This window comes from Cryobacterium lactosi (genome assembly GCF_004403945.1).
GTDB lineage: Bacteria > Actinomycetota > Actinomycetes > Actinomycetales > Microbacteriaceae > Cryobacterium > Cryobacterium lactosi.
This window is the reverse complement of sequence record NZ_SOHM01000027.1, coordinates 32,927-55,699: the sequence shown is the minus strand read 5'-3', so window position 1 is coordinate 55,699 and position 22,773 is coordinate 32,927. Positions and strand designations below refer to the sequence as shown.

At 69.0% G+C, this 22,773-nt stretch carries 17 protein-coding genes; 9 read left to right on the top strand and 8 right to left on the bottom strand.

Going from position 1 to position 22,773, the window contains the following annotated elements:
* Positions 1-29: 29 nt before the first annotated feature.
* The 5 genes from E3T61_RS11610 to E3T61_RS11590 are packed head-to-tail and all read left to right on the top strand — an operon-like array spanning position 30 to position 5,415.
* On the top strand, positions 30-1,517 hold the full coding sequence (locus E3T61_RS11610) for a DUF4389 domain-containing protein (RefSeq protein ID WP_134641016.1): 1,488 nt from the start codon (positions 30-32) through the stop codon (positions 1,515-1,517).
* Complete coding sequence (locus tag E3T61_RS11605; RefSeq protein ID WP_166793210.1) at positions 1,504-2,178, top strand: hypothetical protein; 675 nt, start codon at positions 1,504-1,506, stop codon at positions 2,176-2,178. The genes E3T61_RS11610 and E3T61_RS11605 overlap by 14 nt, the downstream gene beginning before the upstream one ends.
* A gap of 57 nt (positions 2,179-2,235) precedes the next feature.
* Positions 2,236-3,405 (top strand): sensor histidine kinase, encoded by a 1,170-nt coding sequence (locus tag E3T61_RS11600; RefSeq protein ID WP_134641015.1) that lies wholly within the window; start codon positions 2,236-2,238, stop codon positions 3,403-3,405.
* Positions 3,402-4,688, top strand: coding sequence for a hypothetical protein (locus E3T61_RS11595; RefSeq protein ID WP_134641014.1), 1,287 nt, complete (start codon positions 3,402-3,404; stop codon positions 4,686-4,688). Before E3T61_RS11600 ends, E3T61_RS11595 begins: the two co-directional genes overlap by 4 nt.
* Positions 4,689-4,743: 55 nt before the next feature.
* Positions 4,744-5,415 (top strand): response regulator transcription factor, encoded by a 672-nt coding sequence (locus E3T61_RS11590; protein WP_255455678.1) that lies wholly within the window; start codon positions 4,744-4,746, stop codon positions 5,413-5,415.
* A 49-nt stretch (positions 5,416-5,464) separates the two neighbouring features.
* Here the strand turns inward: E3T61_RS11590 and E3T61_RS11585 are convergent, their stop codons facing one another.
* The 4 genes from E3T61_RS11585 to E3T61_RS11570 all read right to left on the bottom strand — a co-directional run bounded on the left by E3T61_RS11585 (position 5,465) and on the right by E3T61_RS11570 (position 9,331).
* Complete coding sequence (locus tag E3T61_RS11585; protein WP_134641012.1) at positions 5,465-6,742, bottom strand: MFS transporter; 1,278 nt, start codon at positions 6,740-6,742, stop codon at positions 5,465-5,467.
* Between the two features lie 98 nt (positions 6,743-6,840).
* Positions 6,841-7,152: a thiamine-binding protein gene (locus tag E3T61_RS11580; protein ID WP_134641011.1), complete on the bottom strand. Its 312-nt coding sequence runs from the start codon at positions 7,150-7,152 to the stop codon at positions 6,841-6,843.
* Positions 7,153-7,154: 2 nt separating this feature from the next.
* A complete protein-coding gene (locus tag E3T61_RS11575; RefSeq protein ID WP_134641010.1) occupies positions 7,155-8,447 on the bottom strand; it encodes a glycosyltransferase 87 family protein in 1,293 nt (430 codons plus the stop codon).
* A 41-nt stretch (positions 8,448-8,488) separates the two neighbouring features.
* Positions 8,489-9,331, bottom strand: a complete 843-nt coding sequence (locus E3T61_RS11570) for an ADP-dependent NAD(P)H-hydrate dehydratase (protein WP_134641009.1) — start codon at positions 9,329-9,331, stop codon at positions 8,489-8,491.
* 22 nt (positions 9,332-9,353) lie between these two features.
* Here E3T61_RS11570 and E3T61_RS11565 point away from each other — a divergent pair, with 22 nt between their 5' ends.
* Positions 9,354-10,490: an NADH:flavin oxidoreductase/NADH oxidase gene (locus tag E3T61_RS11565; RefSeq protein ID WP_241992527.1), complete on the top strand. Its 1,137-nt coding sequence runs from the start codon at positions 9,354-9,356 to the stop codon at positions 10,488-10,490.
* Positions 10,491-10,498: 8 nt separating this feature from the next.
* Here the strand turns inward: E3T61_RS11565 and E3T61_RS11560 are convergent, their stop codons facing one another.
* The gene (locus E3T61_RS11560) at positions 10,499-10,876 is read right to left on the bottom strand and encodes a VOC family protein (protein ID WP_134641008.1); all 378 of its coding nucleotides are present in this window, start codon (positions 10,874-10,876) and stop codon (positions 10,499-10,501) included.
* 140 nt (positions 10,877-11,016) lie between these two features.
* Between E3T61_RS11560 and E3T61_RS11555 the strand changes: the two genes are divergently transcribed.
* Together E3T61_RS11555 and E3T61_RS11550 are read left to right on the top strand one after the other, a co-directional pair.
* Positions 11,017-11,853: a Cof-type HAD-IIB family hydrolase gene (locus E3T61_RS11555; protein ID WP_134641007.1), complete on the top strand. Its 837-nt coding sequence runs from the start codon at positions 11,017-11,019 to the stop codon at positions 11,851-11,853.
* Between the two features lie 76 nt (positions 11,854-11,929).
* Positions 11,930-14,809, top strand: a complete 2,880-nt coding sequence (locus E3T61_RS11550) for a putative bifunctional diguanylate cyclase/phosphodiesterase (RefSeq protein WP_134641006.1) — start codon at positions 11,930-11,932, stop codon at positions 14,807-14,809.
* On the opposite strand, the gene E3T61_RS11545 is transcribed toward E3T61_RS11550, so the two are convergent.
* From E3T61_RS11545 to guaB1, 3 genes are all read right to left on the bottom strand, one after another.
* On the bottom strand, positions 14,806-15,864 hold the full coding sequence (locus E3T61_RS11545) for a hemolysin family protein (RefSeq protein WP_134641005.1): 1,059 nt from the start codon (positions 15,862-15,864) through the stop codon (positions 14,806-14,808). The genes E3T61_RS11550 and E3T61_RS11545 overlap by 4 nt on opposite strands.
* Positions 15,861-17,231 (bottom strand): hemolysin family protein, encoded by a 1,371-nt coding sequence (locus E3T61_RS11540; RefSeq protein WP_134641039.1) that lies wholly within the window; start codon positions 17,229-17,231, stop codon positions 15,861-15,863. The genes E3T61_RS11545 and E3T61_RS11540 overlap by 4 nt, the downstream gene beginning before the upstream one ends.
* Positions 17,232-17,363: 132 nt before the next feature.
* Positions 17,364-18,803 carry a GMP reductase gene (gene guaB1 / locus E3T61_RS11535; protein ID WP_134641004.1) on the bottom strand — a complete coding sequence of 480 codons (1,440 nt, stop codon included), beginning with the start codon at positions 18,801-18,803 and terminating at the stop codon, positions 17,364-17,366.
* A gap of 135 nt (positions 18,804-18,938) precedes the next feature.
* On the opposite strand from guaB1, the gene E3T61_RS11530 reads away from it, so the two are divergent.
* Positions 18,939-22,742 (top strand): multifunctional oxoglutarate decarboxylase/oxoglutarate dehydrogenase thiamine pyrophosphate-binding subunit/dihydrolipoyllysine-residue succinyltransferase subunit, encoded by a 3,804-nt coding sequence (locus E3T61_RS11530; protein WP_134641003.1) that lies wholly within the window; start codon positions 18,939-18,941, stop codon positions 22,740-22,742.
* Positions 22,743-22,773: the final 31 nt, after the last annotated feature.

Here is a 22,773-nt window from a genome sequence, read left to right as displayed (position 1 = left end):
TCCCCTGGTTCGGGAGAACTGTGACTGCCATGAAACCAGGACCGCTCATCATGCTGCTGATCGGCACGATCCTTGCGCTGATCGGCCTGGGAATGACGATCACCGGCACCGTCGCTGCCGTCGCCGCCGGCGTGCAGGGCGAGAACGGTTACTTCTCGACCCGCACCGTCCCCCTGGTCGCGGACTCCTACGCGCTGACCAGCCCACCGGTCGGACCGGTCACGACCACGGGAACACCCCCGCCGTTGAACCTCGACGTCGCCCGCATCCGCTTGGTCGCGACGGGCGCCAACGACGACCCCGTGTTCCTCGGGATCGCACCGCAGGCCGATGTCGACGACTACCTGGCCAACGTGGCGCACACCGAGGTGCGCGGCATCGAGTCCACGCCGTTCCGCGCGCGTTACGGCGACATCGCCGGGACCGAGCGCCCCGAACCGCCCACGGATCAGGATTTCTGGACCGTCAGCGCGTCCGGGCCCGGCAGCCAGGAGATCACCTGGCCGGTGCAGCCGGGGTCCTGGGCCGTCGTGGTGATGAACGAGGACGGCAGCAGCCCCGTCGCCGTCCAGGTCAGCGCGGGTGTGCGCTCAGGGCTCCTGGCGCCCGCCGCTCTCACCCTGCTGTTGATCGGCATCCTGACCCTGGTGATCGGCCTGGTCCTGGTGATCCTCGGCGTGATCGGCCTCGGCCGGAACGGGCCGGCGCCGTCCAGCCGCACCGACACGGCAAGACCGCCCGGGGCAACGACCGGCCAGCCCGCCGCCGATCCCGACCGGCCGGGCGCAGACTATCCGGCCCGCCTGAACGGATGGCTCGACCCCGGCGTCTCCAGGGCGCTCTGGCTGGTGAAGTGGATCCTGGTCATCCCGCACCTCGTCGTGCTCTTCTTCCTCTGGTTCGGGCTGTGGATCGGCACCATCGTGGCCGGGTTCGCGATCCTGTTCACCGGGCGGTACCCGCGGTCGATCTTCAACTACAGCGTGGGCGTGCTGCGCTGGAACTGGCGGGTGAGTTTCTACGCGTACTCAGCGCTCGGCACCGACAGGTACCCGCCGTTCACCCTCGCGGCCACCGACTACCCTGCCGACCTCGAGGTGGACTATCCGGAGCGCCTGTCGCACGGTCTGGTGCTGGTGAAGTGGTGGCTGCTCGTGATCCCGCACCTGTTCATCGTGGCGATCATCACCGGCGGAAGCTGGGGCTGGTCCGCGAACGGGATGAACGGCTGGGGCGCCGCCGCAGGCACCGGCTTTTCGCTCGTGGGCATCCTGGTGCTCATCGCCGCCGTGATCCTGCTCTTCAGCGGACGTTACCGGCGCGGAATCTTCGACCTCGTGCTCGGCCTCAACCGCTGGCTGTACCGGGTGATCGTCTACATCGCCCTGATGCGTGACGAGTACCCACCGTTCCGGCTCGACCAGGGCCCCATCGACCCCGGCTCGGTGGCCCTGCGCCCCGTCTCATCCGGCCCCGCCCAGACCGGTTCCCTCGTCGCTCCCGATGACGGTCGATAGGGCGTTCCCCGGCCCTCGGCACACGAGCGGCCCCGACCGGGCCGACAGGTTCCTGCGCAACTGGCTGCTCTGGGTCAGCCTCGGCGAGACCGTCGGTTTCCTCGCCCCGGCTCTGGCGCAGCTGGCCTTCGGCGGTTCGGCCGTGGTGGCACCCGCGTTGATCCTGGCCGGCGCGATCGAGGGCACAGTGCTCGGGTGGACGCAGTCGACGGTGCTCCGCAGCCGGCTGCCGGCGCTGTCCAGGCAGCGCTGGGTGGGCGCAACGGCGATCGGCGCCGCGGCGGCGTGGTTCGTCGGGCTGTTACCGGCCGAGTGGGCCGACGTCTGGCAGCGCTGGCCGGCGGCCGGGCAGGCCGCCGCCGCCGCCGTGGTCGCCACCGTCCTGATCTGCGCGCTCGGCTACGCCCAGTGGTTCGAATTGCGCCGGCACCTCAGGGGCGCCGGATGGTGGGTCCTCGGCAGCGCCGCCGCCTGGTGCGCCGGCCTGGCCGTCTTCTTCGCCGTCGCCACCCCGCTGTGGCAGCCGGGCCAATCCGAGGGCCTCATCCTGCTCATCGGGGTCCTCGCGGGCGCACTGATGGCGCTCACTATGGCCCTGGTGAGCGGCCTGGTTTTGCATTTGCTTCTGCGTCAGAAAGAAAGTCCTAGTCAACAGGCGTAAACCAGCGCCCGGGCCGATAGGGTGACCTGTAGAGCACTCATGAGGAGTACTGCATCCATGCCACGCATAGCCAGAGAGCGCGATCGAGTCCTTCGGCGGTCCGCCCGGGCGACCGGGCTGACCGGCTCGGTGATGTCTCTGGCCTACCTGGCCGTGCCGGGCGGGCTCGATGCCCCGGTGATCCTGCTCTCCGCGACCCTGATCCTCCTGATGATCGGCTGCCAGTACGTTCTCGGCCAGAGCGGCGCCCTGCGCTGGGTGCTGTGCATAGTGCTGCTCGGCAATGCCGTGATCCTCGTGATCGGGCTGACCACCCGGGTTGATGTGGGCCTCACCGCCGTCGAGGAGGCGCTGATCGGCACCCTCGCCGCCGCCGCGATCAGCTGTGTCGCCCCGGTGCTCGTCGTTGGTCCGCAGCGCCAGCTGGTGCTCTTCGGGTCGTTCGGCGTGACCGTTGCCGGGGTCGCGCTGGTCACCATCACCGCCGGCGGATCGGTGCTCCCCCTGGCCCTGACCGTGTGCGGGTGGACCGCGCTGTCGCTGGGCGGCTGGTGGATCGCGCAGAGTGTGCCGCGAGTGCTGCAGCGGGTCGCGGCCATCGGGCGGGCGCACCAGGCCGAACGTCACGCCAGCGAGCTCGAGGCGCAACGCCGGCAGGGCGCCAGGCTGCTGCACGACACCGTGCTGGCCACCCTGACCCTCCTCGCCCATTCGGGCGTGGGGGTCAGTCCAGCCGCCCTCCGCCAGCAATCGGGCGACGACGCCCGCCTGCTCCGTCAGCTGCGCCTGGGCGCCCTGCCCACCCCCAGCCGGTCCGGGGTGTACACCCTTGAGCCGGCCAACACGTCGATGCTCGGCAGCACCCTCGAGTCGGTGAAGCAACGGTTCGGCCGGATGGGACTCGAGGTCGACTGGCACGGCAGCGGCCAGGTGCTGCTGCCCAGTGACGTGCTCGATTCATTCCTCCTCGCTCTCGGCGAGTGCCTCGAAAACGTGCGCAGGCACTCCGGCGTCACCCGTGCCGACGTCACGATCTCCGACGACGACACGACGGTGCGCGCCATGGTGACGGATGCCGGCCGGGGGTTCGACCTCAGCGCCGTCGGTACCGAACGGCTCGGTTTCGCCGAGTCCGTCGTCGCGCGGCTACGGGATGTCGGCGGCAACGCCCGGCTGTTCTCCTCCCCGGGCTCCGGCACCACTGTCGTCCTCGAGGTGCCCAAATGACCACGCCGCCCACCCCAGCCACCGTCGGCCCCGCCGGCGGTTCCTCGTCGGCCAGGGCCTACCGACAACTGCTCGAAGAGCAGCGCGACGAACGTCGCCGCACCTTCCGCAGACCACAACGCACCGTCGACACCACCAGGGCCAACCGCACCGATCTGGGCAGCCGGCACCTCGGTTTCGGCATCTCCCTGGGCGGCGGCGTCGTGGCCATGTTCCTGCTCTGGCGGTTCACCATGCAGTGGGACGACTACCCGAACCCGGTGCCGACGCTGGCGGCCTGGATCGTTCTGCTGCTCGCCACCGTCGCCACCCTGGCCCTGGTCAACCGGATGCCGGACCGGATGCCCACCTGGCTGTTCCTGGCCGCTCTCGCCGCCGGTGAGGTCGTCGTCGGGCTCGACCTGGCCGGCTACGGCCACGGCGGCGCCGGCGGCACCTACCCCACCGCGGCGGCCGCTGTCGGGGCGCTCTTCGCCGTTCTGGTGTCGGTGCGGCGCGGCCGTGAGATCGTGGCAGCCACCCTGGTCCTCGGCGCCGTGATCGCGGCAGGGTCGGTCACCGCGGGACGCACCGATCCCGAGGTCGTGGCCACCGCCATCCTCACCATCGGCCTGTGCATGTTCCCCCCATTGCTGGGGGTGTCGATAGTGCGGGGCTTCCGCCGCATGGTGCAGCGCGAGCTGGACCTGGTGCTCGTGCAGAGCACGATCAGCCAGCCGTCCTCCGCGGTCGGCATGCTCGCCTCCGAGGAACTGGCCCGCATCGACCTGGACGCCGAGACGCTGCTCGACGACGTCGCGACGGGGCGCACAGCACTGCCGCTGAGCACAGCGAAGTCAGCCGCGGCGGCGTCCCTGGCCACCCAGCTGCGCCTGCACCTCATCGAGGGCCGCCGGGAGACCTGGCTGCACCACGCGCTCACGGAGTCGGAGTTCCTCGGTCCCGCCGTCAACCTGGACGACCCCGCCGGGCTGGCCGGCCAGCTCTCCCCCATGCAACGGGATGCCCTGCTCCTGGCGATTTGGCTTCTGATCAGCGACACCGAAGGCGCTGAGCCGACGGTTTCGCTCGTTTTCGGGCCCTTTGGCCGTACTCATGGCCACGTTATCGGTGAGATGCTTCGATTTCCGATCAAAATGATCATCGAGGGGGTCCCCCGGCGACGGGTGGACCCGGAGACGTGGCAAGCTATCCGAGTAGTGGGCCCTCACATCGATTCGGTGCGAAGTGGGCAGCTCCACGTCGACATCGAATGCAGTATTGACAATCCTGCGGACGCGTAGCCGTGCACTATGCACGGAAGCGCCCCGACAGGGCAACATGCAACAGGAGGCAGCAGTGACGAACGCAGCAGTGACGCTCATCGAAAACCCCATCCGGTTGGCCCTGGTCGACGACCACCGGATGCTCCTGGGGGCGTTGACCGAATGGATCAGAGGCGCGGCCGACGACATCAACATGGTGGCCGCGGTGACCACCTGGCCGGAGCTCCTCACCCACCCGGAGTTCCCCGTGGATGTGGTTCTGCTCGACCTGGACCTCAAGGACAACATTCCGGTCTCGCTCAAGATATCGACCCTGAAGACGGCCGGGGTGAAGACCGTGCTGATGAGCACCTACTCCGAACCCGCCCTGGTGCGCGAGGCCCTCGCCGCCGGCGCCCTGGGTTACCTCGTCAAAACCGAGGAAGCCAGCACCATCGTCGAGGCGATCCATGCCGCTCACGTCGGGGAGTCCTATATCTCGGCCGAACTCGACCTCGCCCTGCACGCGGGGTCCGCCGGCAGCTCGCCGCGGCTGAGCGCGCAGGAACGCCGGGTGATGGCGCTGTACGGCGCCGGTGAGCCCGTGAAGGCCGTCGCCCACCAGCTCGGCATCTCCGAGGAGACCGCGAAGTCCTACCTCAAGCGGATCCGCGAGAAGTACCGTCTGGCCGGATTCGATGTCGGCACGAAGGTGGCGTTGCGGAAGCGCGCCATCCACGACGGCATCCTGCTGCAGTCCGACTGAGACGGCACCGCCGGGTCACCGGCGGACCACCGTCGGGTCGGCGCGGCGCTCAGTCCGTGCCGACCACCGCGATCAGCGAGGTGCCGTATGGCACATGCTGGCCGCGCTTCCGGCGTGACCGGTCGATCGCGAAGGTGACCACGGCGAGCGCCAGGCCCACCACGCTCAGGCCGAAGCCGACCCAGATCGGGGCAAGGTAGCCCAGGCCGCCGGCGATGACGATGCCGCCCAGGAACGCGCCGAGCGCGTTGCCGAGGTTGAGCGCCGAGTGGTTGAGGGCTGCGGCAATGGACTGGCTGTCATGCGCCACATCCATCAGCCGGGTCTGGATGGTCGGCGACAGCGCCGCGGCCGAGGCGCCGACCAGGAACACCCCGACCAGCAGGCCGGCCAGGTGCTGCGCCGAGAAGGCCAGCAACAGCAACGCCGCGAGCATCACGCCGAAGAACGAGTACATGCTGCGCCGCACACTGCGGTCGGCGAACACGCCGCCGGCGAAGTTGCCCACCGTCATGCCCAACCCCACCACCACGAGCACGAGCGGAACCGCGAGCGCCGGCAGAGCGGTGACCTCGATCACCAGCGGCGCCACGTAGGTGTACACGGCGAACAGGCCGCCGAACCCGACGGCTCCGATCAGCAGCGCGAACCAGACCTGCAACCGGCCGAAGGCGCGCAGTTCGTTGCGCATGGTGGCGCCGGGATTGCCGGCCTGGAACGGCACGGCGACGATCACGGCGACGAACGTCACCGCGAAGAGCGCGGCCACGGCGATGTAGGCGACCCGCCAGCCGGCAACCTGGCCGAGCCAGGTGATCGACGGCACCCCGATGACATTGGCGATGGTGAGGCCGGACAGCACTATCGCGACCCCGCGGGCCCGCTTGCCCGGGCCCATCAGCTCGGCGGCGACCAGGGACGCGATACCGAAATAGGCACCGTGCGGCAGCGCGGCGACGAACCTGGCCACGAGCACCAGGCCGAAGGTGGGCAGCAGTGCCGAGGCGATCGTGGCGAGAGTGAAACAGGCCAGCAGCACGAGCAGCAGCTGCTTGCGCGGCCACCGGGCCGCGGCCGCCGCGATCGTGGGCGCCCCGACGACGACGCCAAGCGCGTACGCGGAGATGAGCCAGCCCACCTGGGCGTTGGCGGCATCCGGCGACGAGGCGTAGAGACCGGGCAGCAGGTCGGCGGCCAGATTGGGCAGCAGCCCCATGGCCACGAACTCGGTGGCGCCGATCGCGAAACCGCCGAGGGCGAGGGCCAGGAGGGCGAGGCGAACGCGAGCCGGCGACAGGCGCGTCGCATCGTCGGTAACTGAGGGCATCCCCCCAGAATACGGGCCGGTCGGGTCGGCCGTGTTACGCACCGGCAGAATACGGGCCGGTCGGGTCGGTGCGTGTTACGCACCGGCCGGCCGGGATGTCAGGCCGCGTCGCCGGCCTCGCCCATGGCCTTTTCTAGGCGGTCCAGCTTGGCGGTCAGCTCACCCGAGTAACCGGGCCGGATGTCTGCCTTGAGCACCAGCGACACTCGGGAGCCGAATGCTCCCACGGCATCCGTCGCCGCCTTGACCACGGCGAAGACCTCGTCCCAGTCGCCTTCGATGGTGGTGAACATCGAGTCGGTGTGGTTGGGCAGGCCGGACTCCCGCACCACGCGCACGGCGGCGGCGACGGCGTCGTGCACCGAATCGGTCGGGCCGCCGGAGGGGGCGACGGAGAAGGCGACAAGCATGGTTACTCCTTGAGGATCGACCGGTGCGTGAGCGCACCGGGTGCGGCGTGAGGGGTCTCTGACAGTGTTGCCGCTGACGTGCCGAGCCGCCAGATGCGGCGCACCATCCAGCCAAGCAGAACCAGCTCGAGCAGGTTCCGCAGCGACAGGATCAGCACCATCACCGGGGTGGTGGCGAGCAGGTCGTTGTAGAAGTACGGGTAGACGATCTGGGTGAGCGCCGCCATCCCGAGGGCCACCAGCGCCGGGCCCCGCCAGTCTCGCGGGGCGGCGACCAGGCCGAGGATCAGCGGCGCGGCCAACCAGATCATGAACTGCGGCGAACCCACCTTGTTCACCGCGATCAGGGTGAGCACCAGGGCGAGCAGCAGCGGGGGGAAGAGCAGGTCGGCCGCGGCGCCCGCCCGTTGGGCGCGCCAGCCGAGCAGCAGCACCGCGGCGACGCAGAGAGCCAGCAGCGGGGTCAGCACCGCGGCGGCCACGTCGGTGCCTGCGCCGATCACCTGGTAGGTCAGGATCTGCTGGTCGTAGTAGACGAGGGTGCCGGGGATACCCAGGGCCGACTGCCACAACCACCACGAGGCGACCGGCGCTTCGATCTGGATACCCCGGTTGGTCTGCTCGGTCACAAAGCTGAGAATGGTGAGCCCGCTGCCGGCGGCGAGGGCCACCCCGATGATCAGCGCGGAGGTGCCGGCGAAGGCCGCCAGCACCTGCCACCGCCGCTTCGAGGCGACCACCAGCGCGATGATCGCCGCGACCGGCCAGACCTTGACCCAGGTGGCCACGGTCAGCAGCAGCGCACCCCAGACCGGCCGGCTGCCGAGCCACAGCAAGCCCATGATGGCCAGCGGTGCGGTCACCGAGTCGATCCTGGCCAGCGCGACCGGGCCGAGCAACAGCAGGAACCCAAGCCACCACCAGGCGGCCGTGGCCGCCGCACGACTGGGTCGGCGCCCGATCAGCACACCGAAGGCGACCCCGTTGACGAGGCTCACCAGGCCGAGCCAGGTGAGCGCGTAGAGCGGGGCACCGAAGACCAGTGCGGCAAGGATCGGGGCCAGGGCCACGATCGGGTAGACGAAGTCGGTGTCGATGCCCAGCCTGACGGCACCGGATACCGTGGACTCGGCCCAGCCCAGGTACACCCGTTCCACGTCGCCTAGCGGCCAGCCGATGCCGCTGAGGTTGAGCAGGATGAGAATCGTGTGCACCACGGCGAAGCCGCACCACAGTGTCACCGGGCGCAGTGCAACCGGGCGCGGGGCAACGGGGCGACGCGGGGATTCGGGCACGCTCCACTGTGGCACAGCGTCCTGGTTGCTCGGCACGCTGGTCAGGCCAGCAGAGCGGCGATTGTCGCCGGAACGGCCGCGGCGATGTCCAGGGCGAGAATCGGGCCGCCGCCGGACGCCCGGTGCGCGGCCGCGCCGTGCAGGAACGCGGCCGTGGCGGCGAGCGCGGCGAGCGCGTCAGCATCCGCGTCGATGCGGGCGGCGTTGGTGGCCAGCAGGGCGCCGAGGATGCCGGCCAGCACGTCGCCGGAGCCCGCCGTCGCCAGCCAGGCCGGTGCGCCGGACACCGTCAGCCGAATACCGGATGCCGACGCGACGTAGGTAGTGCTGCCCTTCAGCAGCACCGTCACACCGAGCAGGCCGGCGGCACGAACCGCCCACTCGCCCGGCTCGGCCGCGATGTCCGCCACGGCCACGGTCTCCCCCGAGCGGGCCAGCAGCCCGGCCAGCTCCCGGTAGTGCGGGGTGATCACCCTGGCTCCGGTGCCGGCCCCGACCAGGTCGAGCGCGCCGGCGTCCAGGAGTGTCGGCAGGCCCTGCCGGAGGGCCTTCTGCAGTTGCTTGCCGGTCTCGGCGCTGCGGCTGTCGGCGTCCATCCCCGAGCCGAGCAGCCAGGCCTGCACCCGGCCGTCGGCGGTCACGACCTCGGGGCGGCGCTGCAGCACCAGGGCGCCGACCTTGCGGGGCCCCAGGTAACGCAGCATGCCCACCCCGGTGCGGCTCGCGGCCTCGACGCCGAGCACCGCGGCACCTGGATACTCGGTGGACCCGGTGCGCACGCCCAAGACCCCCCGGCTGTACTTGTCATCGGTCGCCTGCGGCACCGCGATCCAGTCGCGCGCCTGGGCGGCCTCCCATTCCAGCCATCGTCGTGGTTTCGCCATGCCCTCACGATAGGTTGTTTCGGTGTCCGATATCAGAGCAGCACTCTCCCCCGCCGCACCCGATTCCGCCCAGACGGTTTCACTCTTCGACCCGATCAGCCTGCGCGGGGTCACCATCCGCAACCGGCTCTGGGTCGCACCCATGTGCCAGTACTCGGTCGACGGCCGCGACGGCGTGCCCACCGATTGGCACCTGGTGCACCTGGGTTCGATGGCCGCAGGCGGCGCCGGCCTGATCGTCACCGAGGCCTCCGCGGTGAGCCCGGAGGGCCGTATCACCGACCGGGACACCGGCATCTGGAACGACGCTCAGACGAGCGCGTGGGCTCGCATCGTCGACTACCTGCACCGCCAGGGCGCCACCGCGGGCATCCAGCTCGCCCACGCGGGCCGCAAGGCGTCCACCTGGCCGGCCTGGGGCACCCCTGAACGCGGCAGCGTGCCCGCCGATCAGGGCGGCTGGCCGGCGCTGGCGCCGTCGGCCGTCCCCTTTCCCGGTTATGCGGAGCCGGTTGCGCTGGATGCGGCCGGGATCGACACCGTCGTCGCCGACTTCGCCGCCGCCGCCCGCCGCGCCCTGACCGCCGGCTTCGACGTGCTCGAACTGCACGCGGCCCACGGCTACCTGCTGCACCAGTTCCTCTCGCCGCTGAGCAACCTGCGCACCGACGAGTTCGGCGGGTCGCTGGAGAACCGCGCCCGACTGTTGCTGCGGGTCGTCGAGGCCGTGCGGGCCGAGGTCGGCGAGAGCGTTCCGTTGCTGGTGCGGTTCTCCGCCACCGACTACGCGGTGGACGGCTGGACCGTTGACGAGACCGCTGTCGTCGCCGGGTGGGCCGCCCGGGCCGGTGCCGACTTCTTCGACGTGTCCTCAGGCGGCAATGTCACCGGTGTGCAGATTCCGCTGGCACCGGGCTACCAGGTGCCGTTGGCACGGTTCGTGAAAGACCACGCTGCCGTGCCGGTCAACGCCGTCGGGCTGATCACAACGGCCGGGCAGGCGAACGACATCATCGCCTCGGGGGCGGCGGATGCGGTGATGCTCGGCCGGGAGTTCCTCCGCGACCCGCACTTCGCGCTCCGTGCCGCCCACGAGTTGGGAGCGCACCTGGACTATTGGCCCGGCCCGTACCTGCGGGCCACCTGGCCGGAGGCCTGACCGGCCCCCTAGCGTTCCTGTGCGACGCAGAGGATGTTGCCCTCTGAATCCTTGAACCAGGCCGCGCGTTCCGCACCGGTGGTGGCGATCCCGTCTTCGGTCTTCAGCCCGGGCAGGTCGTACTCCTCGAACACCACCCCGGCCTGGCGCAGCCTGGCCACCTCGGCCTGCACGTCGGGGGTCACCCAGAGCAGCGCGGTGTTCTTGGCCGTTCCGGCGTTCTCGGTTTCATACACCAGCACGGCCGCGCCGGCGGGGGTGCGGTAGCGCAATTCGCCCTCGCGCTCCTCGGCCGGCTCGAGGCCCAACTTGTCCTTGTAGAAGGACTTCGCCCGCGTCAGATCCTTGGCCGGAAGGACCGCGGCGGCTTCCAATTGACTCAACATGAGACACCTCATTCCCTTTCTGCCGAACAGGGTACGCCGGGCCGTGCCCACCAGCGAGGCCCAGGCCCGGCGTACCATGAAAGTGGAGCCCGCCGCCCGGTGTATTCCCCGCCGAACACCACCCAGAGGACTGCGCCCCCATGATCCACCCGACGGAACCGGCCGACATCCGTTTGATCGCCTCCGACATGGATGGCACCCTGCTCGATGCCGACGGGGCCGTCCCTGCGAACTTCTGGCCGTTGCTGGAGCGCATCCTGGCGGCCGGGATCCTGTTCTCCCCGGCGAGCGGGCGGCAGTACCAGACCCTGCAGGCCGTCTTCGGGGACCGTGACGGCCTGGTCTATATCGCCGAGAACGGCACGAACGTCGTGCGCGACGGTGTCAGCATCGCCCGGCAACCCGTCGTCGGCTCGATCATCGCGCCGATCGTCGGGTGGGTGCGGGCCCAGGCCGCCGCAGGGGCCGACCTCGGCATCGTCGTGTGCGGCGCCCGAAGCGCCTACATCGAACGCACCGACGAGGACTTCGTGGCCCAGGTGCGCCCGTACTACGCGGCGCTGACCACGGTCGACGACGTCACGGTCGCCGCCGACGGCGATGACGTGCTCAAGCTGGCGATCTTCGACGCCGGCCGCGCCGAAACCCGCACCGGACCGGCCGTGCTCGCTCTGGACCTGCCCGCCGACGTTGTCATCTCCGGCAGCAACTGGGTCGACATCATGCGTCCGGGCGCGAACAAGGGCCAGGCGCTCATCCACCTGCAGCAGCACCTGGGCATCAGCCGGGACCAGACCATGGCATTCGGCGATTTCCTGAACGACGCCGAGATGCTCGACGCCGCCTGGCACTCCTATGCCGTCGCCAACGCCCACCCGAGCATCCGCGCCCGGGCCAGGCATCAGGCCCCGTCGAACCTGGACGAGGGTGTCATCACCAGCATCCTCGCGGCGCTGCCGGCGCTGGCACCGGCCTAGCCGACCTCGCGACAAGAGCTGCGTCGACGCTTACGCCGCGCCGAAACCCGCCGATAGTGCATTGGAGGGGCACACCATGACGGATGCGGAGCCGCGCGAGACCGCGAGCACGACGATCGGCCTGCTCCTGCACTATGTGCGTGAGCGCGGCGGCGAGGGTGCCGTCACCGAGGTGCTTGCCCGGGCGGGCGTGCTGCAGGATGCCCCGACGCTCAAGAAGACGTCGACCTGGCTCAGTTACGCCACCCGCATCCGGCTGTTCGAGGCCGCAACCGCGGTGCTCGGCGACCCGAACACCATGTTCGCGGTGGGAACCGGCGCGGTGCGCGGTGGCACCCAACCCGTGCTCGTGCAGTTGCTGGGCGTGTTCGCCTCACCCGGGGCGGTCTTCCGCCAGATGCCGAGCATGGTGCCGAAATTCACCACGACGTCCACGATGGATGCCGTCCAGGTGGGCAAGACCAGCGCGACAGTACGGTACCGGCTCCACGACGGCTATCTCCCGTCCCGGCTCGACTGCCAATACGCCCAGGGACTGTTGTCGTCAGTGCCGGCCATCTTCGGGCTCGCCCTCGCCCACCTCAGTCACCCGCGGTGCCAGTCGGACGGCTACCCGGCGTGCGAATACCTGCTGACCTGGTCGACGCGAGTGCGCTGGTGGTCGTGGCGCACACGAAGTCGTTTGGCGGACGCATCCCTCAATGTTCTGCGCGACAAGGTGAGAGAGGTGCAACTGGCCGCGGCCGACCTCGTGAACAGCGACGACGTCGATGAGGTGCTGGACCGGATCGTCGATCGCGCCGCCTCCGCGGTGCTCGCGCCGGCCTACCTCCTCATCGTCGAACCGGCCGGTGGTGGCGCGCCGATGGTGCGCCAGCGAGGACTCAGCGACGAACGTGCTGCCGATCTCGTGGCTCGGATGCTGCGCGGAGAGCTACTGGGCGAGCGGGCGCTTGTCGTCGTCGACATCGCCTCCAACCGCAAGATCCACGGGCACCTGGCCGCGGTGTTCGCGGAGGGACACAACGCGATGCTCGGAGATCGCGCTCTCCTCGATGCCTACGCCGGTCACGCGGCGGCGGCCCTGGACCTCTTCACGGCGCTCGAGGAGTCCCGTCGGGAGGGGCGGCGCACGGCCGCGTTGCTCAACCTGGCTCAGCGGTTGGCGACCAGCGACAGCGTGGAGGCGATCGCGGAGGTCGTCGCCTCGGCCGTGCCGACGATCGTCGGCAGTGACGCGGCATCCGTTCTCCTCTGGGACCCCGACCTGGGCGAGCTGAGGCCGGTCGCGGCCTCAGGGCGCCGGGCAGATTATCGCGAACTGTTCCTCGGCACCACCTTTCCGGTTGTCCAGACGCCGGAACTGCTCGGCGTTCTCACGAAGCAGGAGCGCGTTCTGATCACCGCTGACGGGGCCAGCCCGGTGCTGGCGGAGCAGCTTCGTTCGATAGGCGTGCACAGCGTTGTCGTTGTGCCGCTCCTCGCCGGGGACGTGCTCATGGGAGTCGCTACGGCAAGCTGGACTGCGCCGGTGCCTGCCGAGGTCCTGGCCGAGGCCGGCGCCCTGATCGATGGGGTCAGTCACCAGGGTGAAACGGCCATGCAGAGGGCCCAGCTGCTCGAGACCGTGCGGCACCAATCCCAGCATGATGCCCTGACGGGCCTGCCCAACCGGGCCCTTTTCACTCAGCTGCTCGATACCGAACTGGCGCAGTGCCAGCCCGACGTGTACACGGCGGTGCTGTTCTGCGACCTGGACAACTTCAAACGCGTCAATGACCGCCTTGGGCACCGTGCCGGAGACGAATTGCTGCGGCAGGTCGCGGCTCGCCTGCGCAGCGAGATCCGCAGCAATGACACCATCGGCCGCCTCGGCGGCGACGAGTTCGCGGTGCTGCTCACCGATCTCGACGGGGAAGAGTACGCCGTCGAGCTGGCCCGCCGTGTTGTCAACTGCCTGAATCCGCCTTTCCACCTCGCCGGTCAGCACGTGCGCATCTCCGCAAGCGTGGGAGTGTCCTCGCACCGTGGCCCTGGCGGGCACGGCGAGCATCTCCTCGACGCGGCCGACGCGGGGATGTATGACGCCAAGCGAACGGGCCGGAACCAAATCGCGGTCGCCCGCGCCGACCTGCCGGGCAGCGCGTCATCCGAAACGGAATCACCGGAGAACTCCGACACCTCGCTGCTGGTCGAGCTGGCCCGCGCCGTCGAGGCGAATGAGCTGAGGCTGCACTACCAACCCGTCGTGGACATCTCCCGCTTCGGGGACGAAACTGTGGTGGGCGCGGAAGCCCTCCTTCGCTGGAAGCACCCGCGGCTGGGCGTTTTGGCCCCTGGCGCGTTCCTCCCTCTGGCACAGGAACGGGGACTCGTCATCGAGATGGACCTGTGGGTGATCGCAACCGCCTGCCATGCCGTGGTCGAATGGCCGCAGCAGGGCGGTCGCGCCCTGGGCATCGCCGTCAATCTCGACGCGGCCACCCTCCTGGACTCCAGACTCGTGCCGACTGTTCGCGCAGCCCTGAACCGGAACGCCCTCGCACCGGAGCGGCTCACCCTCGAGGTGGTGGAGAGCCGGTCCCTCTTCGATCTCCCCGGCATCGTGGAGCGCCTGGTGGAGCTGCGCCGCCTGGGCGTCCGCATATCCTTGGACGACTTCGGCACCGGCTTCTCGACCCTCACGTGGCTCAACACGCTGCCCGTCGACCAGATCAAGATCGACCGCAGCTTCATCAAGAACCTTCCCGATGCCTCTTCCGTATCCCTCGTGCAGGGGATTCTGGCGCTGGCTTCACAGCTTGACGTGGAGGTGATCGCCGAGGGGGTGGAGACGACGGAACAGCTCGACAGTCTCCGCTCCGCCGGTGCCCTGCTCGCCCAGGGCTACCTGCTGGGCCGCCCGAGCGAGACCTGGAACCCGGCGACAGGCGCGGGCGCGGGGACACAGACCTAGAGTCTCCTGGTGGCGTCCTGCACTTCGCCCACGAGCTCCTCGATGATGTCTTCAAGGAAGAGCACCCCGGTGGTGTCGCCGGTCGCGGTGAACGTGCGGGCCAGGTGCGCTCCGGAGCGCCGCATGGTGGCGAGGGCATCCTCCAGGTCGGTGTCCTCGAAGATCGACACCAGTTGCCGGATGAGCTTGGCCGGGATCGGGTCCGTGTAACCGTTTGTGCCGCTCTCGACGGGGTCCACGTTGAGGCCGAGCACGTCCTTCAGGTGGATGTACCCGGCCGGTTCGCCGCCGGCATTGTCGAGGACGTATCGGGAGAAACCGTGCCGGGTGACGGCCTTCTCCACGTCGGCGGGCGTGGCCGATTCGGGCAGGCTGACCAGCTGGTCAAGCGGCACCGCGATGTCCCTGGCCTTGCGGGTGGTGAACTCGAACGCCGCGGTGAGGGCCCCCGAATCGTCGGTGAGCACACCCTCCCTGGTGGACTGCGTGACGATGGTGGCGACCTCGTCGAGCGTGTAGGTGCTCGTCGCCTCGTGTTTGGGCGCCACTCCGAACAGGCGCAGCACCCCATTCGCCGTGGAGTTCAAGGCCACGATGACGGGCTTGACGAGCCGGCCGAAGAACACCAGCGGCGGGGCCAGGATCAGCACGGCCTGGTCGGGAATCGAGAAGGAGAGGTTCTTGGGCACCATCTCGCCGAACACGACGTGCAGGTACGACACGATCAGGAGCGCGATGACGAACGCGATCGTGCCGATCACCTCCTCGGGGAGCCCCGTGAGCTTCAACGGGATCTCCAGCAGGTGGTGGATCGCCGGCTCCGACACATTCAGGATCAGCAGCGAGCACACGGTGATGCCCAACTGCGAGGTCGCCAGCATCAAGGTGGCATGCTCCATCGCCCACAGCGCCGTCTTGGCACTGCGCTTGCCGGCTTCTGCGAGGGGTTCGATCTGGGAGCGCCGTGCGGAGATCACGGCGAATTCCGCCGCCACGAAGAACGCGTTGCCGAGCAGCAGCACGAACAGCCAGCCGATTCCGGCCCAGTCGCTCATCGGCCGCCCTCCCGCTTGGTCTGGGTGGAAGTGGTCACTGCTGCCTTCTGGATGGTGCGCACGGCACCGGTCGCGGGTGCGCCGGGCTCGACGGGATCGGGGGTGTAGCGCAGGCGGTCGATGCGGCGGCCGTCCAGCCGCTCCACCCGCAGCTCGCCGGTGCTGATACGCACGAGGTCTCCCACGACGGGCAGTCGGCCGAGTTCGCTCATCACGAAGCCCGCGACGGTCTCGTACGGGCCGTCCTCAGGCACGACCAGGCCGGCGCGCTCGTGGAGTTCGTCCGGTCGCAACATGCCGGGGAAGGTCAGGGAGCCGGTCCCGCGCACGATGCCGGCCCTGGTGCGGTCGTGCTCGTCGGCGACCTCGCCGACGAGTTCTTCCACCAGGTCCTCCAGGGTCACGACACCGGCGGTTCCGCCGTACTCGTCGACCACGACGGCCATCTGGAACCCGCGGCCGCGCAGCTCGCTGAGCAAGCCGTCCAGTTTCATGGTCTCCGGCACCCGCAGGGCCTCAGACTGCAGGGCCGACACCGGCACATCCGCGCGTCGTTTGCGGGGCACGGCAACGGCCTGCTTGACGTGCACGATGCCCACGACGTCGTCGGCGCTCTCGTCGATGACCGGGAAACGGGAGTAGCCGGTCTGGCGGGTGAGGTCGATGACGGCCTGGGCGCTGGCGTTGCGCTGGATACTGGCCAGGCGGGGCCTGGGCGTCATCACGTCGGAGGCGGTGTGCCCGGAGAACAGCAGGGTGCGGTGCAGCAGGGTGGCGGTGTCTTCTTCGAGCAGTCCCGCGCTGGCGGACCGGCGCACCAGCGAGGAGAGTTCCTCGGCGGTGCGGGCCCCGGAGATCTCTTCCTTGGGCTCGATGCCCACGGCACGGAGCAGCCCGTTGGCGCTCTCGTTCAGCACCGTCACCGCGGGCCTGAACACAGTGGTGAACACAGTCTGGAACGGGATGACGACTTTGGCGGTGTGGATCGGCAGGGCCAGGGCGAAGTTCTTGGGCACCAGCTCACCGATGATCATCGAGATCAGGGTGGCGAGCACGATGGCGATGGTGGATCCCACTACCGGAACCACGGCGGCAGGGATGCCGGCCAGGCCCAACACCGGTGCGAGCAGGGAACTGATCGCCGGCTCCATCGCATACCCGGTGAGCAGCGTCGTCAGGGTGATGCCCAGCTGGGCGCTGGAGAGGTGCGTCGAGGTGATCTTGAGAGCGGCGATCGTCATCGCCAGGCGGGTCTCGCCGCGGCCCTGGCGCGCCTCGAGCTCGGAGCGGTCGAGATTGACCAGCGCGAATTCGCTGGCCACGAACAAGCCCGTGCCCAGGGTCAGGATCAGGCCGATCCCGAGCATGATCCACTCATACACGGGCAGCACCGCCGCGGGTCACGGGCGAGGGTTTATGGTCGGGTGAATTCGCAGAAGGGGGGTCGTCCATTAGAGGGTCAACTATACCGGCAGTGCCTGTGCGATTTCACGTGAGAGTCACCAGGAAACCACTAGCGCCTTGCCCTCTTCGTAGCCTGCTGCGGACTGGATTCCGACCTTCGCCCTGTCATGGAATTCGGCCACGCTGGCCGCCCCCGCGTAGGTGAACGAACTGCGCACACCCGACGTGATCATGTCGAGCAGGTCTTCAACCGAGGGGCGCAGCGGGTCGAGGTAGATCTTCGACGACGAGATGCCCTCGGCGAACAGGGTCTTGCGGGCCAGCTCGTAGGCGTCGAGCCTGTCGAAACGCTCGCGCACGGCCTTCGTTGATGCCATGCCCCAGCTTTCCTTGTAGAGGGCGCCGGATGCGTCGGTGTCCAGCGTGCCCGGCGCTTCGATGGTGCCGGCGAACCAGGAGCCGATCATCACCGACGCGGCCCCCGCGGCGAGCGCGAGCGCCACGTCGCGCGGGTAGCGCACCCCGCCATCCGCCCAGACGTGCGCACCGAGCTTGCCCGCGGCCTCTGCGGTCTCGAGCACGGCGGAGAACTGCGGGCGGCCGACGGCGGTCATCATTCGGGTGGTGCACATGGCGCCGGGGCCCACGCCCACCTTGATGATGTTCGCTCCGGCGCCCACGAGGTGCTCGACGGCGTCGGCGGTGACCACGTTGCCGGCCACGATCGGGATGCCGAGTTTGAGGGCCGACACGGTCTTCAGGGCACGGAGCATGCCGTCCTGGTGGCCGTGCGCGGTGTCGAGCACGAGGACGTCCACCCCGGCGGCGGCCAGGGCCTGCGCCTTGGCGGCGACGTCGCCGTTGATGCCGACGGCGGCCGCGACCAGAAGCCGGCCCGAGCTGTCGACCGCGGGCTGGTACAGGGTGGCGCGCAGGGCGCTCTTGCGACTCAGGGTGCCGATCAGTTTGCCGCGGCGGAGCACGGGCGCGAAGTCGAGATCGGCGGCGGTCATCACGTCGAACGCCCGGCGGGGCCCGTCGATGTCCTCGGCGTCGAGCGACGCGAGCGGACCGTGCAGGAGGTCGCCCAGGCGCGCATCCGGCAGCGCAGACCCGAGCCTGGCCGCGTCGATGCAACCCAGGTAGGCGTCGTGCTCGTCGTTGATGACCAGGCCCTGGCCCTCCACCGGGGGAACCTGGCGCAGCGCGTCGGCCACCGTGGCGTCCGGCGCGAACACGAACGGGGTGTCGAACTGCACGGGCTGGGACTTGACCCAGCGGATGGCCGCGTCCAGATCCTGGAGGTGCATGTCCTGCGGCAACACGCCGAGGCCGCCACGCCGGGCGAGCGATGCCGCCAGGCGGGGTCCGGTGACCGAGTTCATGTTCGCCGAGACGATCGGGATCGTGGCCGCTGTGCCGTCGCCCGGTGCGAGTGATACGTCCAGGCGGCTGTTGATCGCCGACTGGCTGGGCACCAGGAAGACATCGGAATAGGTCAAGTCGTGGCGGGGTACCGCTCCATAGAACTGCATGTTTTTAACGCTAGTCCCCGCAAAGCCGTACCGGTGCAGTACCTCGATGGGATTAGTCTTGATATCAACACACTGACCCGGCGGTTGTGATCGCCATGGACAATCAGAATCAACGAAGAGAGTGGGCGATCAGCTGTGTCGAACCAGTTGACCGGCGGTGGGTCCGAAGAAACGGCCTCTGCTGAATTCGGAGCCAACGAATGGCTCGTAGACGAATTTTACGAACGTTACCTCATCGACAAGAACTCGGTGGATCAGTCGTGGTGGCCGATCCTGGACAGCTACCACCAGACGGCGACGGCGTTGAAGCAGGCTGAGGGCGCCGCCCCTGCGGCCGACGGTGCCGCTGCTGCGGCCGCCCCCGCTGCCGCCGAGGTGCCGCCGCTGGCGGAGGAGCCCGCGACCCCGACGGCCGAAGCGCACCCGATCACCGCACCGATCCCCGTACTTGGCGGCCCGCGCACGGCCCGCACCACGTCGATCGCCCCGAAGCCTGAACCGGTTCCGGCCGACGCTCCGATCACCAACCCACAGCCGGTGATCTCCGATGCGGCCCCCGTGGTTCCGCAGGACATCGTCACTCCCCTGCGCGGCATGGCCAAGAGTCTGGCGGCCAACATGGCCACCAGCCTCACAGTGCCCACAGCCACGAGCGTGCGCACCATCCCGGCCAAGCTGCTGATCGACAACCGCATCGTGATCAACAACCACATGAAGCGGGCCCGCGGCGGCAAGGTGTCGTTCACCCACCTGATCGGCTGGGCGCTGATCCGGGCGCTGAAGATGTTCCCGAGCCAGAACGTCTACTACGACGAGGTCGAGGGTAAGCCGTCGGTGATCGCCCCGGCACACGTGGGCCTGGGCATCGCGATCGACCTGCCCAAGCCCGACGGCACCCGGTCTCTGATGGTCCCGGCCATCAAGCGGGCCGACACCATGACCTTCGGCGAGTACCTCACCTCCTACGAGGACCTCGTCGGCCGTGCCCGCAAGGGCAAGCTCACCGCAGACGACTTCTCCGGCGCCACGGTGTCGCTGACCAACCCCGGCGGCATCGGCACCGTGCACTCGGTGCCGCGGCTGATGAAGGGCCAGGGTTGCATCATCGGCGCCGGCGCGCTGGACTACCCGGCCGAATTCATGGGCGCGAGCGTCAAGACCCTCACCGGCCTGGCCATCTCCAAGACCATCACCCTGACCAGCACCTATGACCACCGGGTCATCCAGGGCGCCGGCTCCGGCGAGTTCCTCAAGATCGTGCACGAGCTGCTCATCGGCCAGCACAACTTCTACGAAGACATCTTCGCGGCGATGCGCATCCCGTACGACCCCATCCACTGGGCCCCCGACATCAGCGTCGACCTGGCCAGCGCCGTGGACAAGACCGCCCGCGTGCAGGAACTGATCAACGCCTACCGAGTGCGTGGCCACCTGATGGCCGACATCGACCCGCTCGAGTACCAGCAGCGCACCCACCCGGACCTCGACATCGCCAGCCACGGACTCACGTTCTGGGACCTGGACCGCGAGTTCATCACCGGTGGCTTCGGCACCAAGCGCACCATGCTGCTGCGCGACATCCTTGGCGTGCTCCGCGACTCGTACTGCCGCACGACGGGCATCGAGTACATGCACATCCAGGACCCGGCCCAACGCAAGTGGGTGCAGGAGAAGATGGAGAAGACCTACGTCAAGCCCACCCACGACGAGCAGATGCGTATCCTCGGCAAGCTCAACGAGGCCGAGGCGTTCGAAACCTTCCTGCAGACCAAGTACGTCGGCCAGAAGCGTTTCAGCCTCGAGGGCGGCGAGTCCACCATCGCCCTGCTCGACGCGATCCTGCAGGGTTCCGCGGATGCCGGCCTCGATGAGGTCTGCATCGGCATGGCGCACCGCGGCCGGTTGAACGTGCTCACCAACATCGCCGGTAAGACCTACGGCCAGATCTTCCGCGAATTCGAGGGCACCCAGGACCCGCGCAGCGTGCAGGGCTCCGGTGACGTCAAGTACCACCTCGGAACCGAGGGCACCTTCCGCGGCACCAACGGCGAGGAGGTGGCCGTGTACCTGGCCGCCAACCCGTCCCACCTCGAGGCCGTCGACGGCGTGCTCGAGGGAATCGTGCGCGCCAAGCAGGACCGGAAGCCCATCGGCACCTTCTCGACCCTGCCCGTGCTGGTGCACGGCGACGCCGCCATGGCCGGCCAGGGCGTGGTGCTCGAGACACTTCAGATGTCCCAGCTGCGCGGCTACCGCACCGGCGGCACCATCCACCTCGTCGTCAACAACCAGGTCGGCTTCACCACGCCTCCCGGTGAGGGCCGCACCTCGGTGTACTCCACCGACGTGGCCAAGACCATCCAGGCGCCGATCTTCCACGTCAACGGCGACGACCCTGAGGCCGTCGTGCGGGTCGCCGAACTGGCGTTCGCGTACCGGCAGGAATTCAAGCGCGACGTTGTCATCGACCTGGTCTGCTACCGCCGACGCGGCCACAACGAGGGCGACGACCCCTCGATGACGCAGCCGCTGATGTACAACCTGATCGAGGCCAAGCGCAGCGTGCGCAAGCTCTACACCGAGGCCCTTGTCGGTCGTGGTGACATCACCCAGGCCGAGTTCGAGGCCGCGCACGCCGACTTCCAGGACCGCCTGGAGCGGGCGTTCATGGAGACCCACGCCGCCCAGACCTCGTCGATCCCGATCATCACCGGCGACGCGGCCGCGGCCGCCAACCGGGGCCTCTCCGGTTCCGGCGTGACGGACGACGCCGTCGGCGAACCCGAGACCACCGGGGTTCCCGAAAGCATCGTGCACCTGATCGGCGACACCTTCAACAACAAGCCGGCCGGGTTCACTGTGCACAACAAGCTGCAGCAGCTGTTGCAGAAACGCCTGGACATGAGCCGCAACGGCAACATCGACTGGAGCTTCGGCGAGCTGCTCGCACTCGGATCGGTGCTGCTCGAGGGCACCCCGGTGCGTTTCGCCGGCCAGGATGCCCGCCGCGGCACCTTCGTGCAGCGCCACGCCGTGCTGCACGACAGGGTCAACGGCCAGGAATGGTTGCCGCTGGCGAACCTGAGCGAGAACCAGGCCAGGTTCTGGATCTACGACACCCTGCTCAGCGAATACGCGGCCATGGGTTTCGAGTACGGCTACTCCGTGGAGCGGGCCGATGCTCTGGTGCTCTGGGAGGCCCAGTTCGGCGACTTCGCGAACGGCGCCCAGACCATCATCGACGAGTTCATCTCCTCGGCCGAGCAGAAGTGGGGCCAGCGCTCCAGCGTCGTGCTCCTGCTTCCGCACGGTTACGAGGGCCAGGGCCCCGACCACTCGTCCGCCCGGATCGAGCGGTACCTGCAGATGTGCGCCGAGAACAACATGACCGTCGCCCGTCCGTCCACGCCCGCGTCGTACTTCCACCTGCTGCGCCGCCAGGCGTACATGCGCCCGCGGCGTCCGCTGATCGTCTTCACACCCAAGTCGATGCTGCGCCTGCGTGGGGCGACCAGCCCGGTCGCCGACTTCACCAGCGGCCGGTTCGAACCGGTCATCGACGACGCGCGGATCCAGGACAAGGCCGCCGTCAAGCGGGTGCTGTTCATGGCCGGCAAGCTCTACTACGACCTTTTGGCCGACCTCGAGAAGAACCCGAACCCCGAGATCGCGCTGGTCCGCCTCGAGCAGTTCTATCCGCTGCCCGGTGCCGAGCTCAAGCAGGTCGCCGAGCAGTACCCGAACGCCGAACTGGCCTGGGTGCAGGACGAGCCGGAGAACCAGGGCGCCTGGCCGTTCTTCTACCTGCAGACCAACAAGCTCGGCACCCGGCCGATCCGCCTGTTCTCCCGGGCCGCCTCGGCGTCCCCGGCCGCCGGTTCGGCCAAGCGCCACGCCGCCGAGCAGTCCGAGCTGATCACGAACGCCCTCACCCTCTAGCGCGTCCCCGCGAACTGTGAGCTAAGCACCC

Bases quoted from the DNA above. Each gene is read 5' to 3' on its own strand.
- E3T61_RS11610 (WP_134641016.1), top strand. From the start codon at position 30: ATGAAACCAGGACCGCTCATCATGCTGCTGATCGGCACGATCCTTGCG.
- E3T61_RS11605 (WP_166793210.1), top strand. From the start codon at position 1,504: ATGACGGTCGATAGGGCGTTCCCCGGCCCTCGGCACACGAGCGGCCCC.
- E3T61_RS11600 (WP_134641015.1), top strand. From the start codon at position 2,236: ATGCCACGCATAGCCAGAGAGCGCGATCGAGTCCTTCGGCGGTCCGCC.
- E3T61_RS11595 (WP_134641014.1), top strand. From the start codon at position 3,402: ATGACCACGCCGCCCACCCCAGCCACCGTCGGCCCCGCCGGCGGTTCC.
- E3T61_RS11585 (WP_134641012.1), bottom strand. From the start codon at position 6,742: ATGCCCTCAGTTACCGACGATGCGACGCGCCTGTCGCCGGCTCGCGTT.
- E3T61_RS11580 (WP_134641011.1), bottom strand. From the start codon at position 7,152: ATGCTTGTCGCCTTCTCCGTCGCCCCCTCCGGCGGCCCGACCGATTCG.
- E3T61_RS11570 (WP_134641009.1), bottom strand. From the start codon at position 9,331: ATGGCGAAACCACGACGATGGCTGGAATGGGAGGCCGCCCAGGCGCGC.
- E3T61_RS11560 (WP_134641008.1), bottom strand. From the start codon at position 10,876: ATGTTGAGTCAATTGGAAGCCGCCGCGGTCCTTCCGGCCAAGGATCTG.
- E3T61_RS11555 (WP_134641007.1), top strand. From the start codon at position 11,017: ATGATCCACCCGACGGAACCGGCCGACATCCGTTTGATCGCCTCCGAC.
- E3T61_RS11550 (WP_134641006.1), top strand. From the start codon at position 11,930: ATGACGGATGCGGAGCCGCGCGAGACCGCGAGCACGACGATCGGCCTG.
- E3T61_RS11545 (WP_134641005.1), bottom strand. From the start codon at position 15,864: ATGAGCGACTGGGCCGGAATCGGCTGGCTGTTCGTGCTGCTGCTCGGC.
- E3T61_RS11540 (WP_134641039.1), bottom strand. From the start codon at position 17,231: ATGCTCGGGATCGGCCTGATCCTGACCCTGGGCACGGGCTTGTTCGTG.
- guaB1 (WP_134641004.1), bottom strand. From the start codon at position 18,803: ATGCAGTTCTATGGAGCGGTACCCCGCCACGACTTGACCTATTCCGAT.